We start from the raw sequence: 14,894 nt of genomic DNA on the forward strand, positions 1-14,894 counted from the left end.
CCTGCCCGCGGGCGCGGTCCGAGCGCCGCACCCGGCGTCCTCGGGGCACCGGCCCGCCGCGCCTGCCCGACGAGCGCGCGCCCCGGTCGGACGGCCTGGCCACCGCGGTCGGACCCGGCTTCACGCCCACCGCCGCGCACACCGCCCGCGGCCTCCGGCAACGGCCCCCACCAGGGGTTCCCGAACGCCTCGGTGCCGAACTGCCGCCGTCGGCTCCGCCGTTAGACTGCCCCGGTGAGAGATCGTCGACGCGTCCCGGAGCTGTGGCACCGGCTCGATGTCACGGCCCGGGACCTCCCGCTGGGGGTGTTACTCCTCGTGGGGTCGGCCGTGCCGGCGCTGCACGGCAACGGCACGGAGATCGGCGGCCTGCCGACCCGCCCCGCCGACGCACTGGCCGTCACGGCCGCGGTCCTGCAGTGCCTTCCGCTCGCCGTGCGCCGACGGTGGCCGCTCGTCTGCCTCACCCTGGTGTCGTGCGGCTTCGCCCTCGACCAGCTGCGCGGCTACCACCTCTTCGCCGGCACCGCTCTGCCCGTCGCGCTGCTGAGCGCCGGATCGTATCTGGAGCGGTACCGGCGTGCCGCCCCGGTCGTCTCCTCGGCGGCGTTCGCGGCTCTGGCCGTCGCGCTCCACCGACTCGGGCCGGGCAAACCGGTGGCCGAGTTCGTGACGTTCTACCTGGTGCTGGCCCTCGCGTGGGGCGTCGGCGTGTGGATGCGCTCCGCCCGGGCCGCGGAGGCCGAACGGCGTGACCGCGTCGCCGAGGACGCCCGTACCGCCGAACGCACCCGGATCGCCCGCGAGCTCCACGACGTGGTGACCCACCACGTGACGGCGATGGTCGTGCAGTCCGAGGCGGCCCGGTACCTGACCGCCTCGCCCGACCGCCTCGACCAGACCCTGACCGCCGTCACCGACACCGGCCGACGGGCCCTCACCGACCTGCGCCACCTGCTCGGTCTGCTCGACCCCGACCCCGACCACGGCACCGGCCACGGCGGACCGGACAGGACGCCGCCCACGGGCCGGGTGCTCACGCTCGTCGAGCGGACACGGTCCGCCGGGCAGCCGCTGGAGTTCACCGAGGAGGGCACACCGCCGGCCTCGACCGGCGGCGCCGACCTCGTGGCCTACCGGGTCGTGCAGGAGGCCCTGACGAACGCGCTCAAGTACGACCGTGGCGGCCGGACCTCGGTCCTGGTGCGCCACGGTGAAAGGGAGATCACCGTGGAGGTCGGCACGGACGGTTCCGGTGTGCGGGCCTGTTCCCCCGGCGGCAGCGGGCGGGGACTGGAGGGCCTGCGGCAACGGGTCGACGTCCTGGGCGGCGACTTCAGCGCGGGCCGTCGAACCGGCGGCGGTTTCCTCGTCCGGGCGCGGATACCCGTGGGGAGCCCGGCGTGAGCGCGCCCCTCCGGGTCCTGGTCTGCGACGACCACGCGCTGATCCGCGCCGGGCTGTCGACCATCATCGACGCGCAGCCCGACCTGGCGGTGGCGGGCGAGTGCGGGGACGGGCGGACCGCCGTGGAGCTGGCCGGCCGACTGCGCCCGGACGTCGTGGTGATGGACGTGCGCATGCCGGTCCTCGACGGCATCGAGGCCACCCGGCTGCTGGCCGGCGCCGGGGTCGAGCACCCCGTGAAGGTGCTCGTGGTGACCACGTTCAACCTGGACGAGTACGTCTACGAGGCGCTGCGGGCCGGAGCGAGCGGGTTCCTGCTCAAGGAGGCGCCGCCGGACCGGCTGCTGCACGGAATCCGGACCGTGGCCACGGGCGCGGCGCTGCTGGACCCCGAGGTGACACGTCGCCTCGTGGGCCGTTTCGCCGCCCGTATCCGGCCCGCCGAGGGCGGCCCGCAGGCCGTCCCGCTGACGCCCCGCGAACTGCAGGTCCTACGGCTCATCGCGGACGGACTGTCCAACAGCGAGATCGCCGCGCGCCTCGTCATCAGCCACGAGACCGTCAAGACCTTCGTGTCCCGCATCCTCACCAAGCTCGACCTGCGCGACCGCGTCCAGGCCGTCGTCTACGCCTACCGGCACAGCCTGGTGTCCTAGGCCGTGTCGTCGAAGCCCCGCCCACCGGCCGGCGCCCGGCCCGCCCCGCGGGCGGACGACGCTCCTTCGGAGACATGCCCCGGGCTGATTCGTTCGGAGCGCTCCCGCCGGCCGGGGTCGTCGTCGACGATGTCCGCATGACCGACCGCATCAGCGCCGTGATCTCGGCCTTCGGTGTTCTCGCCAGTGTGTTGGTGTTCGTCATGGCCGTCGACGAGTACCGCTCCGGGGCGTCGGCCCTCTGGATCGCGGGCGGAGCCGCGATCTTCCTGAGCGCCGCGTACGCACTCGTGCGCGACGTGCTGCGGCTCCGGCCGGGGCGGACGGACTGACGAGCGGCACCGTGGTGACCGGCCGCTCCACCCGACGGGCGGGAACCGGCCGTTTCGCGCCGGTCGCCCACCACCCCGGCCGGCGCCGCCCGGCCGCCCGGACCCTCCTCGCCCACGAGGACCGCGACGCGGCGCCCCGCCGCCCGGGACGTCTCGCGCGGTCCCGCCCGGCCCGGTCCGCGGCGGCCCCGGGCCGGGCGGCCGGCTACGCGCCCGCGCGGGGGACGACCGACGACAGGACGGCGGGCAGCGGGTACCAGTCGGCCGACACGACGCTGGCGTGCCGTCCGGCCAGCAGGGCGAGCCGGTCGCGGGCCTGGCCCTCCGTCGGGTGGGTGCCGTCGATGGCCGGAGCCACGTGGTGCGCGTCCGTCATGAGGACCAGGTAGTTCCGCCGCGCGTACCAGGCGGTGTCCACCGAGCCGCCCGCGTACACCGACGCGTCCCCGTCGAACACCACGAACCACGGCCGCAGTCCGGCGTCCGCGTACCGCAGACGGGGGTCGCCGGCCTGCGCCCCGTGCACCGCGGGGAACGCGCCCGCCTCCCGCAGCCGCCCGGCGGCCGCCAGGTTCCGCAGGTGGGTGGCGTACTCGCGGTCGGTCCACAGGGAGTCGGCCGGGTTGCCCTCCTCCACCGTGCCCGGGATCAGCTCGACGACGAACTTCCCGGCCAGCCGGGCGCGGGAGGGCCAGCCGTCCGTGCGGACGGCCGTGTCCAGGTCCGGGTGCCCGCCCACCAGGTCGGCCGGCCGGAACAGCGCGTCCCCCAGCCGCGCCGTCAGCAGCGCGTCCAGCGCGGCGGGCCCCCGCCCGTGGTCGGCCTGGAAGCCGTCCTTCATCTCGACCTTCAGCAGTACCGGCCGGTGCCCCGGGTGGGCGTCGTGCCAGGCGCGGATGTCGGCGAGGCAGCCGCCGAGGTCCTGGTTGCGGGCCTTGGTGCGCAGCTCGCCCGCGTGCGCGGCGTTCTCGCAGTTGTTGTCGTTGCCGAGGGGGTTGCCGTGCGACACCCGCCAGGACCGGCCGAACGCGTTCGTCCACACGTCGAGCTCCAGCATGCCCGCGCCCGAGTCCAACGCGTCGGCGAAGTACCGGTACTTGTCCTTCTCGTACGCGTTGTGGACGCCCACCCCCGTCGACGCGCCGTACGACAGCTGGCCCGGGTCGACCGCCACCGCCGCGCTCGGGCCGGCGCCCAGCACCAGCGTCCCCGCCACCGCGGCGGCCCCCACCGAACGTGCCAACAAGCCCATGTCGTCCCCTGCTTCCCGGTCGGCTCGACTGAAGTCGCCGGAAGACTAGGGGAGTCGGGTGAAGGAAGGGAGACGTGCGGCTTGATCCCCCGCCACGCGCCGACGTCCCCCCGAAGACGTCCACCGGGCGCGGGCCGCCCGCCGCGGGCCGCCCCCGCGTGCGGGCGGCCCGTGCGGCGGGCACGATGGCCGCATGCTGTTGGCCCGACTCGCAGACGTCTCCGAGCAGGTCGCCGCCACCTCGGCGCGGTCCCGCAAGATCGCCGTGCTGGCGGACCTGTTCTCCGCGACGCCGCCCGCGGAGGTCCCCCTCGTCATCGCCTACCTCGCGGGCCGTCTCCCGCAGGGCCGCGTCGGCATCGGCTGGAACATCCTGAGGGAACCCGTCGCGCCCGCCGGCCGCGCCACCCTCACCGTCGCCGACACGGACGCCGCGCTGACCGCGCTCGCCGGTGTGGCGGGACCCGGCTCCCAGACGGGGCGGCGGCGCCTCGTCCACGACCTCATGGCCGCCGCCACCGCCCCCGAGCAGCGGTTCCTCGTCCGGCTGCTCACCGGTGAGGTCCGGCAGGGCGCACTGGACGCGATCGCCCTGGAGGGCGTCGCCAGGGCGGCCCACGCCCCGGCCGCCGACGTGCGCCGCGCGGTGATGCTCGACGGGTCCCTGCCGAGGGTCGCCACGGCGCTCCTCGCCGAGGGCCCGCCCGCCCTGGAGCGGTTCCGCCTCCGCGTCGGCACCCCCGTGCAGCCGATGCTCGCCCACACCGCCAAGAGCGTCGCCGACGCGCTGGCCGCGCTCGGTCCGTGCGCGGTGGAGGAGAAGCTCGACGGCGTCCGCATCCAGGTGCACCGCACCGGCGACGACGTACGGATCTACACCCGCTCCCTCGACGAGATCACCGACCGCCTGCCCGAGGCCGCCGCCGTGGCCCGCGGCCTCGCCGGCGACGCCTTCGTCCTGGACGGCGAGGTGATCGCCCTGGACGCGTCGGGCCGCCCCGTCCCCTTCCAGGAGACCGCCTCCCGGGTGGGCTCACGCCTCGACGTGGCCGCGGCCGCGGCGGCCCGCCCCGTGTCGCCCGTGTTCTTCGACGTCCTCGCCGCGGACGGCGCCGTGCTGCTGGACCTGCCCGGACGGGAGCGGCACGCGGAGCTCGCCCGCCTCGTCCCCGAGCCCCTGCGCGTCCGGCGGGCCGTCGTCACCGACCCCGCCGACCCGGCGCGGCGCGACGAGGCCGAGGCGTTCTTCGCGGACGCCCTCGCGCGAGGGCACGAGGGCGTCGTCGTCAAGGCGCTCGACGCGCCGTACGGCGCGGGCCGGCGGGGACGGTCCTGGCTGAAGGTCAAACCGGTGCACACCCTCGACCTGGTCGTCCTCGCCGCCGAGTGGGGCCACGGCCGGCGCACCGGACTGCTGTCCAACCTCCACCTCGGCGCCCGCGCCGCCGACGGCACCTTCGTGATGCTCGGCAAGACCTTCAAGGGCCTCACGGACGCGATGCTGGGCTGGCAGACCGACCGGCTGCGCGAACTCGCCGTCTCCGACGACGGCCTCACCGTCCGCGTACGGCCCGAGCTGGTCGTCGAGATCGCCTACGACGGCCTCCAGCGCTCCCCGCGCTACCCGGCCGGGGTCGCCCTCCGCTTCGCCCGCGTCCTGCGGCACCGCCCGGACAAGCCCGCCGCCCAGGCCGACACGGTCGAGACGGTCCTGGCGGGGCCTCAGTCACGCGTCGTGTAGCGGTGGCGCACCCACATCGGCAGCGCGAACCAGCACACCAGGTACCAGAGCGCCACGCCCGACACCAGCCACGGCACGTAGCCGTCGTGCGTCGCCACCCGCATTATCAGGAACAGCGCCGACACCATCGTCACCAGCAGCAGCACCAGCCCCGTGAACGTCAGCCGCGACGCCCACACCACCGTCTGCGGCTTGATCCTGCGGCCCGACACGATCCGGTGGAGCGACACGGGCCCGATCAGCGCGCCCGTCGCCGACGCGCCCAGCACCACCGTGGTGATGTAGATCCCGCGGTCCACGTCCGACAGCTCCGCGAACCGGGGTGCGAAGACCACCGTCAGCAGGAAGCCGAACAGGATCTGCACGCCCGTCTGCGCGACCCGGATCTCCTGGACCAGCTCGCTCCACCGCCGGTCCGCCCGCTCCTCCGGCGTCTCGCGCCGGCCCCGCCGCAGCCCGCCCTCCGACTCCGCCTCCTCCGGGGAGCCGGGCCCCCCGCCCGTTCCCTTCACGGCGTCACGCTCCCGACCAGGCATCTCGCCCTCCCGTCCCTCGGTCCGACCCGTCCCTGGTACCCCCTCCGGCGCGCTCCAGCCACCCGGGTCGACCCGCCCGGGGACGCGGGCGCCCGCCGCCCCGATACGGCAGCAGAAGGAAGCTCACGGGTGTCGCGCCGCCGTGACGCGACCGGCCGCCGCCGCACCCCCATGCTCGTATCCGACACCTCCGGGAAGGCCCCGTGAGGCCAGGGGCCGAAAGGAGCAGGAACCGGTGCGCCGCCCTCCCGCCCTCCTCGCGCTTCTCGCCCCGCTCGCCGCCGCCCTCACCGGCTGCTCCGCCTCCGACGCCGAACGCACCGCCGTCACCACGGCCGCCCTCCGCTTCGCCGGCCACGCCGGGGGAGCCCGGCCCGCCGCCGCGTGCGGGCTCCTCGCCCCGGCGACCCGTGAGGCGCTCGCCCGGGATCCCGGCCCGTCCTGCGAGACGGGGCTGTCCCACGCCGCCCTGCCCGCCCCCGGGCGGATCCGCGCCACCGACGTGTACGGCCACCAGGCCCGCGTCGTCCTGGAACACGACACGTACTTCGTCACCCGCTTCCCGGACGGCTGGAAGGTCAGGGCGGCCGGCTGCACCCCGCGCCCCGAGCGCCCCTACGACTGCCGTGTGAAGGGGGACTGATCCCACCGTGCGGACCATGTTCACGCTGTACGCGCTCACCCTCGTCTGCGGCCTCGTCTACTTCGGCGTGCTGGGAGCCCTCCACCGATGAACCGCTTCCTCCGCTTCGCCCGGGACAACGGGCTCTCCCTCGCCTTCGGCACCGGGTTCCTCGTCACCGTCCTGTGCCAAGCGGTCGCCGGGCGGGCGCAGTACGACGCCGAGATGCGCGCCCTGGGGGCAGAGCCGGTCGGCTTCGCCCGCTACCTCGCGTCGGCCGACTTCGCCGTCGCCGTCACCGAGAACTGGCAGTCCGAGTACCTGCAGTTCTTCCTCTACCTCTTCGGCACGGTGTGGCTGCTCCAGCGGGGCTCCCCGGAGTCGAAGGAGATGCACAAGGCCGGGACCGAGTCCGACGAGGAACAGCGCGTCGGCCGCCACGCCACCCCCGAGTCCCCGCGCTGGGCCGGCGCGGGGGGCCTGCGGCAGACCCTGTACTCGCGCTCCCTCGGCATCTGGATGTGCGCCGTGTTCCTCGGCTCCTGGTACGTCCAGTCCGTGAGCGGGGCCGCCGCCCACGGCGAGGAGAGGCTGCGGGAGCTGGAGAGCCCGCTGCGCTGGTCCGAGTACCTCGCCTCGCCCGACTTCTGGAGCCGCACGCTCCAGAACTGGCAGTCGGAGCTCCTCGCCATCGGCTCGATGGCGATCTTCTCCGTGTACCTGCGGCAGCGCGGCTCCCCGGAGTCGAAGCCGGTCGGCGCCGCCCACGGCGCGACCGGCGTGGAGGGCTGATGAGGCCCGAAGCCGGGAAGCAGGAGCACGGAACCACCGGCCGTACCGGCCACATCAGCCGTACCGGCCGTATCAGCCGTATCAGCCGTACAGAGAGGATCCCCATGACCCGCGCTGCCGTGTTCGACGTGGACGGCACCCTCACCGACACCAACCACCTCCACGTCACGACCTGGTGGGAGGCGTTCCGGCAGGCCGGTCACCAAGTGCCGATGCACGCCGTCCACCGGGCCGTCGGGCTCGGCGCCGAGGACCTCGTGGAGCACCTCCTCGGCCCCGACCGAGACCGGAGCGGCGACGCCGCGATCAGCGCCGCCCACAAGACGCTCTACGGGACCTACTCCGACCGCCTGCCCGCCCTCCCGGACGCCGGACGCCTGCTGAGGACCCTCGCCGCACGCGGCTGGACCGTCGTCCTGGCCACGTCCGCCGGTGGCGCCGAACTCACCGCGCTGCGCCGCGCCATCGACGCGGACGACGCCGTGACCGCCGTCGCCGGCGCCGAGGACACCGAGGAGGGCAAGCCGGCCCCGGACCCCGTGCGGCACGCGCTGGAACTGGCCGGCGCGCCCGCCGACCGGTCCGTGTTCGTCGGCGACACCGTCTGGGACATGAAGGCCGGCACCCGGGCCGGGGTCACCTGCGTGGGCCTCCTCTGCGGCGGCATCCCCCGCGCGGACCTCCTCGATGCGGGAGCGAGCGCCCTCTACGCCGACCCCGCCGACCTGCTCGCCCACCTGGACGACAGCCCGCTCGGCGGGGGCGCCGCCTGACCTGGCCGGACGCGGCCGGGTCACTTGCCGAGCTTGCGCTGCAACTCCGCCTTGTTCATCGAGGACCGGCCGGGGATGTCGCGCTTCTTGGCCTCCGCGTACAGCTCGTCGTACGTGGCGCCCTCCGAGCCGCCGCCCCGCGAGCGCTGCCCGCCGCGCTTCGACGCCGAGGTCCCGCCGGAGGACCGGCTCGACGACTTCGCCTCACCGCTGCGCGCCCGCTCCTTGTTGACCGTGCGCGCGGCGATCTCCTCGGCGCGCTTCTCGCCCTCGCCCCGGCCGCGGGCGCTGTCCTTGATGTGCTCGTACTGCCGCTCGCGCTTGGCGCTGGATCCTGCGGGCATGGCTGTTCCTCTCGTCGGTGCCCTGTGCTGGCGCCCCCCGTCGGTCCCACCCCGGTACCAGGCATCCCTCCCCGCAAACACGCACCGTGCCCGTCCGCCAGCGGAGTGGCACACGGGTGCCATCCGTGGAGGTACGGGGAAGGCGGGTACTCGTTCCGAAGGATCCGACGGAAGGACGTGGAGAACGCCATGGCAAGCGACCTGGGAAAGGACACGGGGAACCGGCGTACGGGGGAGCATCCTGCCGACTGCGATGTCACCGTCCAGCTCAGCGACTGCGGCCGTGCGGAGGCGGAGGCGGTCTTCGGGGCGCTGGACGAGGTCTTCGCCGGCTGCGAGGACGTGGTACCGCACCCCACCGCCGGGCGTGAGCCGACCGTGTGGATGGCCACCTTCGACAGCTCCGCCCACTCGGGCGAGCCCTCCGCCGCGCCGCGGCTCGGCTCGCCGGTCGAGGCGCTGCTGACCGGTGACCACCACGCGGTGGAAGTGGTCGAGAAGGCACTCGGCCGGCTCTTCGACGTGCGCTCCACCCAGCACGTCCCCGGCGAGCACGAGGCGGAGTGCCGCCTGCTCCTCGCCTCCCGCTGACGCCCCGCCGGACGGCCGAGGCGTCCGGCCACCGCGAGCGCGCCGACCCCGTGTCGGCGCGCTCGCGCGTCTCCCACCCCGCTATAAATCATGTGTATACACCTTGTGTAGAGTGCGGCGCGTGGCCCTCGCCGGGCCTCTTCGACCACCTCGAAGGAGAGCCGCACCGTGCCGTTCCCGCCACCCTCCCGGCCGTCCTCACGCCCCGTCCGCGCGCCGCACCGCCGCCACCGCGCGGCCGCCGTCCTCGCCGCCGCGGCCGCGCTCGTCCTGACCCTGGGCGGCTGCTCGGTGGAGACCGTCGCCCCCGCCGACGTGCGCGAGGACGCCAAGGGGGAGGCGCCGCGCCCCGTCGACTGCCGGCAGGCGAAGTGCATAGCCCTGACCTTCGACGCCGGACCGGGCAAGGACACCCCGAGGCTCCTGGACATCCTCAAGGAGAAGCAGGTCCCCGCCACGTTCTTCCTGCTCGGCAGCAAGCACGTCGACCGCCACCCCGACGTCGTGCGCCGCATCGCCGCCGAGGGCCACGAGGTCGCCAACCACACCTGGACGCACCGGATCCTCACCGACATCGAGCCGGACGAGATACGCGAGGAGCTCACCCGCACCCAGGAGGCCCTCCAGCGCCTCACCGGCCGCAAGCCGACCCTGATGCGGCCCCCGCAGGGCCGCACCGACGAGACGGTCACCGAGATCTGCCGCGAACTGGGCCTCTCCCAGGTGCTGTGGAGCGTCACCGCCAAGGACTACGCCACGACCGACTCCGCCCTGATCCGCGAGCGCACCCTCGACGGGGCCGGCAAGGACGGCATCATCCTGCTCCACGACATCTACGACGGCACCGTCCCCGCCGTCCCCGGCATCGTCGACGAGCTGAAGGAGCGCGGCTTCACCTTCGTCACCGTGCCGCAGCTCCTCGCCCCCGCCCGGCCCGAGCCCGGCGCCGTCTACCGCCCCTGAGGCCGCCGGGCCCGCACCGCCCGCCCGCACCGGCCCGCCGTACGCCGGTTAACCTCGTCGAACAGGCGGGCCGGCGATGCCCCACGGCCACCGCGAGCCCGCCGAGGCCCCACCCCGAAGAGGCAGGAGACCCCCCCGTGAGACCGGCCCCCTACCGCGCCGCCGAAGACCGCTACGCCGCCATGCGGTACCAGCGGTGCGGCCGCAGCGGCGTCCTGCTGCCGCAGGTGTCCCTCGGCCTGTGGCACAACTTCGGCGACACCACCCCGCTGGAGACGCAGCGCGCCGTCCTGCGCCACGCCTTCGACCGCGGCGTCACCCACTTCGACCTGGCGAACAACTACGGACCGCCCTACGGCAGCGCCGAGGCGAACTTCGGCACCCTCTTCGCCCAGGACTTCCGCCCGTACCGCGACGAGCTGTTCATCGCGACGAAGGCGGGGTACGACATGTGGCCGGGCCCGTACGGGGAGTGGGGCTCCCGCAAGTACCTGCTCGCGAGCCTCGACCAGTCGCTGACCCGCATGGGCCTCGACTACGTCGACGTGTTCTACTCCCACCGGCCCGATCCCGACACGCCCGTCGAGGAGACGGTCGGCGCCCTCGACACGGCGGTGCGCCAGGGCAAGGCGCTCTACGCGGGCCTCTCCAACTACAGCCCCGACCAGATGGTCCGCGCGGCCGCCGTGCTCAGGGAACTGGGCACCCCGCTCCTGATCAACCAGCACGCCTACAACATGCTGGACCGCACCATCGAGCGGAACGGGCTGATCGCCGCCTCCGACGAGGCCGGCGCCGGCGTGATCGCGTACTCCCCGCTCGCCCAGGGCCAGCTGACGGACCGCTACCTGGAGGGCGTACCGGCCGACTCCCGCATGGCCATCGGCCACTTCCTCAAGCGGGACGCGCTCACCGGCGGCAAGCTGGACCGGCTGCGCGCGCTGAACGCGTTCGCGGAAGGCCGCGGCCAGACCCTGGCGCAGCTCGCCCTCGCCTGGATCCTGCGCGACCCGCGCGTCACGTCCGTCCTCGTCGGCGCGAGCAGCGTGCGCCAGCTCGACCAGAACCTCGGCGCCCTCGACGCCGCGTCGTTCGACGACGCGGAGTTGGCCGAATTGGAACGCCTCCTGGCCTGAGTCGCGCACCCGCGGGTAGACGGGTTCGGCCACCCCGCCGAGCCCGTCCCGCAGGGCATCTGCCGCCCGGGTGCCACCGGGGGCATGCTGGGGACGGGGCCGCGTACGGGCCGGCCCGGACCCACGGAGCGGAGGTGAGGTCCCATGCCCGCCGGAGAGAAGGTCCTCCTGGTCGACGACCGTGAGGACAACCTGTTCGCCCTGCGCAGCGCCCTCTCGCCGCTCGGCTACCCCCTGGAGTCCGCGACCAGCGGCGACGCCGCCCTCAAGGCGGTGCTGCGGGGTGGTGTCGCGGTGGCGGTCCTGGACGTGGTCATGCCCGGGGTGAGCGGCCTCGACGTGCTGCGCTACATGCAGAGACTGGAGCAGACCCGTCGTATTCCGGTCATCCTCGTGACCGGCATGGGGGTCGACGCCCAGCTGTCCCGCACGGCGATGCGGCTGGGCGCGGCGGACCTCCTGGTCAAGCCGATCGACCCGTGGTCGCTGTGCATCAAGGTCCGCTACCTCCACAGCTTCGCCCGCCGCCCCCCGGACCTCGCCCGGCCCCTCCCGGTCACCCCCACGACCCCGGCGACCCGCCCGTAGGGGCTCCGGCCACCCCGCCGCGGCCCGGGTGACCTCCCGACAGCGCCCCCGGTCACCCTGCCTGCGGCTCCGGCGGCCCGCCCGTGGCGCCTCCGGCCATCCCGCCGCAGTCGCACCGCGCCCCGCCGCTCACCGCCCCCGCTCCAGCCGCTCGGCGGCCTCCCGGGCGTGTAGTGCGGCCCGGCGGGCGGCCCCCTCCGCCTCCCGGGCCCGCGCCCTGGCCTGGCGGGCGGCGCCGTGCGCGGCCTCCCGGCGGGCCTGCGCCTCCTTCAGCCGTACGACCAGTTCCTCCGTCAGCAGGTCCATTTCGTGCGCCCGCTGCTCGGCGCCCTCCAGCGCGTCCAGGGCGTGGCGCACCTCGTCCTCCCGCGCCGCCGCCTCCCGCCGGGCGGCGACCGCCTCCTCCTCGGCCCGCCGCCGCTGCGCCTCCTGCCGCCCCCGCGGGGCCCGGGTGGCCGTGGGAGCGGCCGGGAGGACCGGGCCGCCGCTGCCGTCGCCCTGCGCCCGGCCGCCGCTCCGGCGCCCGGCGGGGGAGGGGCCGGCGCGCGGATCGCGGGCCTCCCCGGTGCCGGGGGCCACCTGAGCGAGGGCCGCCGGGAGGTGCCCCGCCCCGGCGGTCCCGGCCCCCCGGGAGCCGGCCGGGACGCTCAGCGCCCTGCTGAGGCGGCCCGCCCTCCACTCCGCGGCCGCCTCCGGGTCGGCGAGCGCCGCCCGCAGGGTCGCCTCGACCTGCTCGCGGGCGGCGTCCCCGATCTCCTTCCCGGCCTCGGCCGTCAGCCGCCGGGCCTCCCGCACCAGCGCGGCGACCAGGGCGTGCCGCCGCCGGTCCAGCTCGCGCAGCCGCGCGCCGTCGGGGTCCCGGCGCGCCCGCCGCAGCCCGTCCCCGAGGGTGACGAGCGACCGGACCTCGTCCGGCCGGGTCCGTACGAGGAGGTTGCTCGCCCACGCGGCCAGGGTGGGGCGCCGCAGCGCCCGGATCCGGTCGGCCAGCTCGCGGTCCCCGGCCGCACGGGCCTGGGCGACGTGCCGCTCCCGGGCCGCGGTGAACTCGGCGGGCGGCAGCCCGTACAACTCGTCGGCGACGCTCTCCACATCCATGGCTCACGTTCCACGGCTCACGGTCCGGTCCTGTTCCGGGGGCCGGCCTCCACGGGCGATGCCGGCGACGGCACCCGTAGTCACGTATGCCCACTTTCGCCCCATCAGTGTCAGCCACACCGCCGGCCCCGCGCACGGCGACGGCCCGCGCCGTCTCCGTGGCGGGGGAGGGTGCCGTGGAGAGGACGCGGGCCGCGGGGTGGTCGAGCGGCGGCGCTCAGAAGGAGAAGACGCTGCCGCCCTCGGACCGGAGGACGCAGGAGTTGCCGAACACGCGCTCGTGCTTGACGCGCTGGCCCTCCCAGACGCCCTCGGCGGTGACGACGAGCGGGTCGTAGATCTTGATGCAGGCACGGTCCCCGTCGCTGCGCAGGGCGGAGAACTCGCCGTCCACGGCGCGCAGCTCGCCACAGGCCTCCTCGGGCGCGGGATGGGTCCCGCCCGGAGTCGGCGCGCAGGTGAGGGTCACCGCGCGAAGCGGCGTCGCCGTCTCGACCGTCTCGCCCTTCGCCACGGTGAGGACCAGCGCGTTCGGCGCGTAGAGCCGCGATTCGCCCGTGCCCGCCGCCCGCTCCGGAGCGGCGACGGCGGCCGGTGCCAGCGCGGTCATCGCTGCGGCGGTGATCATCCCGAAGATGGCGGTACGCCGTATAGATGTCCGCTTGTGCGTCATGGTCATCACTTTCCTTTGAGTCCCGTTCGGTCGTGGTGCGTGAACAGCCTGCCGTGTGGGGGTGTTTGACGCACATTGAGTGACGGTTTTCAGGTTTTATCACCTTTTCAAGCAGTGACCTGAAACCGACACTCCGGAGACGCGCCCCGGCAGGTGACCCGGCGTCACCGCTGGTTGACGCCCCGTCGCGGATCCGGTTCAAACGTGGACCGTGCGTGAAACGGCGCGACGGGTGAGTCGCAACACGGCCGAAATGCGGTGGTGGTGATTCCGTTTGGATCCCCGCCGGACGCGCGGGAGCCGCCGGGGGTCTCCCGTCAGTTCCCGCTGCCGAGGAGGAAGGTGGTCAGGGACCGGGGCGCCACGGCGTCCTCCATCAGGGCGAGGGCATCTCCGGAGGCGGCCGGGACCCCGGAGGTCTGCGGGGCGGTCGGGGCGGCCTGGGCGGAGGACGCGGCGCCGACGGCGAGCAGCGCGCCGGCGGCGGTGGCGAGGGCGGTGGTGGCGACGGTGCGGAGGCTCATGGTTCCCTCTCGGTCGTTCGACGGTCGTGACGGGGCGCGGGAAACCGTGCCCCACGCGGCTGATCAACGACGGCGCGCCGCAGAGGTGTCGCGCGGCCCCGGCGCCGCCCCCTCCCGCGCGCTCCCCCGGGCGGGCGTTCCGAGCCCGGGCGGCCCCGGGGCCGACGTGCGGGGCCGGTCGGTCCCGGTGCCCGTCCGCCGGCGCCGCGGACAGCGCGGGCGAAAGGTTCCAGTTGACCCGAATGGGCTAGGAGGAGTTATATGGACGTAAAGGGCAGATAAAGGCTTCTACAGGAGGCGGGCCCGCAATGACCACTCACCCGACCATCGAGCATCACCCTGACGTCGCCGAGATGCGCGCTCGGTTCGAACGGGCCACCAGTACCCCCCGCGGGCAGGCCCTCGAGGCACTGGCCTTCCTCACGGGCGTGTACCTGGCCGCATCGCCCTGGATCGCCGGATTCAGCGGACTCACGGCGCTCGCCGTGTGCAACCTGATCCTCGGCGCCGCCTACGCGCTGTGCATGGGCGGCCTGGGCTCCGCGTACGAGCGGACCCACGCCATGGCCTGGTGCGCCGTGGCCATCGGCGCGTTCACGATCATCTCGCCGTGGCTCGTCGCCGGAAACGTCGACACGACCCGCAGCGTGTGGAACAACGTCATCGTCGGCGTCCTGGCCCTGCTGCTCGGCGCGGCCATGGCCGCCACGGGTGAGCGCCGCTCCGAGGCGACCCGCGCCCGCAGGGGCAGGAGGGTGCCCACCCCGTGACCCGGGCATGACGGGCGAAGGGCCCCGGGCCCGCCCCCACGGGCGGCCCGGGGCCCACGCGTCCCTCCAGCCCCTCATCCGGAGCACCACTGCCGC

General features: G+C 74.9%; 18 protein-coding genes. 12 read left to right on the top strand and 6 right to left on the bottom strand.

Annotated features, from left to right (window positions below; translation table 11 throughout):
- Positions 1-234: 234 nt before the first annotated feature.
- From IE106_RS14160 to IE106_RS14170, 3 genes are all read left to right on the top strand, one after another.
- The gene (locus tag IE106_RS14160) at positions 235-1,407 is read left to right on the top strand and encodes a sensor histidine kinase (RefSeq protein WP_189533715.1); all 1,173 of its coding nucleotides are present in this window, start codon (positions 235-237) and stop codon (positions 1,405-1,407) included.
- A complete protein-coding gene (locus tag IE106_RS14165; protein ID WP_189533716.1) occupies positions 1,404-2,063 on the top strand; it encodes a response regulator in 660 nt (219 codons plus the stop codon). The genes IE106_RS14160 and IE106_RS14165 overlap by 4 nt, the downstream gene beginning before the upstream one ends.
- Positions 2,064-2,200: 137 nt before the next feature.
- Entirely contained in the window at positions 2,201-2,395 is a 195-nt protein-coding gene (locus tag IE106_RS14170; RefSeq protein ID WP_189533718.1) for a hypothetical protein, read from the top strand.
- A 205-nt stretch (positions 2,396-2,600) separates the two neighbouring features.
- On the opposite strand, the gene IE106_RS14175 is transcribed toward IE106_RS14170, so the two are convergent.
- Positions 2,601-3,647 carry a phosphatidylinositol-specific phospholipase C domain-containing protein gene (locus IE106_RS14175; RefSeq protein WP_189533720.1) on the bottom strand — a complete coding sequence of 349 codons (1,047 nt, stop codon included), beginning with the start codon at positions 3,645-3,647 and terminating at the stop codon, positions 2,601-2,603.
- 193 nt (positions 3,648-3,840) lie between these two features.
- Between IE106_RS14175 and IE106_RS14180 the strand changes: the two genes are divergently transcribed.
- Positions 3,841-5,388 (top strand): ATP-dependent DNA ligase, encoded by a 1,548-nt coding sequence (locus IE106_RS14180; protein ID WP_189533722.1) that lies wholly within the window; start codon positions 3,841-3,843, stop codon positions 5,386-5,388.
- On the opposite strand, the gene IE106_RS14185 is transcribed toward IE106_RS14180, so the two are convergent.
- Complete coding sequence (locus IE106_RS14185; RefSeq protein ID WP_229840408.1) at positions 5,370-5,900, bottom strand: DUF6328 family protein; 531 nt, start codon at positions 5,898-5,900, stop codon at positions 5,370-5,372. The two genes, IE106_RS14180 and IE106_RS14185, sit on opposite strands and share 19 nt — an antisense overlap.
- Before the next feature lie 259 nt (positions 5,901-6,159).
- Here IE106_RS14185 and IE106_RS14190 point away from each other — a divergent pair, with 259 nt between their 5' ends.
- From IE106_RS14190 to IE106_RS14200, 3 genes are all read left to right on the top strand, one after another.
- Positions 6,160-6,567 carry a hypothetical protein gene (locus tag IE106_RS14190; RefSeq protein ID WP_189533724.1) on the top strand — a complete coding sequence of 136 codons (408 nt, stop codon included), beginning with the start codon at positions 6,160-6,162 and terminating at the stop codon, positions 6,565-6,567.
- Positions 6,568-6,654: 87 nt separating this feature from the next.
- Complete coding sequence (locus IE106_RS14195) at positions 6,655-7,338, top strand: DUF6766 family protein (RefSeq protein ID WP_189533726.1); 684 nt, start codon at positions 6,655-6,657, stop codon at positions 7,336-7,338.
- A 104-nt stretch (positions 7,339-7,442) separates the two neighbouring features.
- Positions 7,443-8,111, top strand: coding sequence for an HAD family hydrolase (locus IE106_RS14200; RefSeq protein WP_189533728.1), 669 nt, complete (start codon positions 7,443-7,445; stop codon positions 8,109-8,111).
- A gap of 20 nt (positions 8,112-8,131) precedes the next feature.
- On the opposite strand, the gene IE106_RS14205 is transcribed toward IE106_RS14200, so the two are convergent.
- Positions 8,132-8,455, bottom strand: coding sequence for a plasmid stabilization protein (locus IE106_RS14205; RefSeq protein WP_189533730.1), 324 nt, complete (start codon positions 8,453-8,455; stop codon positions 8,132-8,134).
- Between the two features lie 189 nt (positions 8,456-8,644).
- Here IE106_RS14205 and IE106_RS14210 point away from each other — a divergent pair, with 189 nt between their 5' ends.
- From IE106_RS14210 to IE106_RS14225, 4 genes are all read left to right on the top strand, one after another.
- Positions 8,645-9,046, top strand: a complete 402-nt coding sequence (locus IE106_RS14210; RefSeq protein ID WP_189533732.1) for a hypothetical protein — start codon at positions 8,645-8,647, stop codon at positions 9,044-9,046.
- A gap of 270 nt (positions 9,047-9,316) precedes the next feature.
- A complete protein-coding gene (locus IE106_RS14215; protein WP_229840471.1) occupies positions 9,317-10,009 on the top strand; it encodes a polysaccharide deacetylase family protein in 693 nt (230 codons plus the stop codon).
- Positions 10,010-10,191: 182 nt separating this feature from the next.
- Positions 10,192-11,145, top strand: coding sequence for an aldo/keto reductase (locus tag IE106_RS14220; RefSeq protein WP_189534144.1), 954 nt, complete (start codon positions 10,192-10,194; stop codon positions 11,143-11,145).
- A gap of 144 nt (positions 11,146-11,289) precedes the next feature.
- Positions 11,290-11,733 carry a response regulator gene (locus IE106_RS14225; protein ID WP_189533736.1) on the top strand — a complete coding sequence of 148 codons (444 nt, stop codon included), beginning with the start codon at positions 11,290-11,292 and terminating at the stop codon, positions 11,731-11,733.
- Positions 11,734-11,862: 129 nt separating this feature from the next.
- On the opposite strand, the gene IE106_RS14230 is transcribed toward IE106_RS14225, so the two are convergent.
- From IE106_RS14230 to IE106_RS14240, 3 genes are all read right to left on the bottom strand, one after another.
- A complete protein-coding gene (locus tag IE106_RS14230; RefSeq protein WP_189533738.1) occupies positions 11,863-12,831 on the bottom strand; it encodes a hypothetical protein in 969 nt (322 codons plus the stop codon).
- A 217-nt stretch (positions 12,832-13,048) separates the two neighbouring features.
- Positions 13,049-13,510, bottom strand: a complete 462-nt coding sequence (locus IE106_RS14235) for a subtilase-type protease inhibitor (protein ID WP_229840410.1) — start codon at positions 13,508-13,510, stop codon at positions 13,049-13,051.
- A 311-nt stretch (positions 13,511-13,821) separates the two neighbouring features.
- A complete protein-coding gene (locus IE106_RS14240; protein WP_189533740.1) occupies positions 13,822-14,028 on the bottom strand; it encodes a hypothetical protein in 207 nt (68 codons plus the stop codon).
- Between the two features lie 308 nt (positions 14,029-14,336).
- Here IE106_RS14240 and IE106_RS14245 point away from each other — a divergent pair, with 308 nt between their 5' ends.
- A complete protein-coding gene (locus tag IE106_RS14245) occupies positions 14,337-14,798 on the top strand; it encodes an SPW repeat protein (RefSeq protein ID WP_189533742.1) in 462 nt (153 codons plus the stop codon).
- The last annotated feature ends 96 nt before the right edge of the window (positions 14,799-14,894 follow it).

The organism is Streptomyces roseolilacinus, from assembly GCF_014649335.1.
Lineage (GTDB): Bacteria > Actinomycetota > Actinomycetes > Streptomycetales > Streptomycetaceae > Streptomyces > Streptomyces roseolilacinus.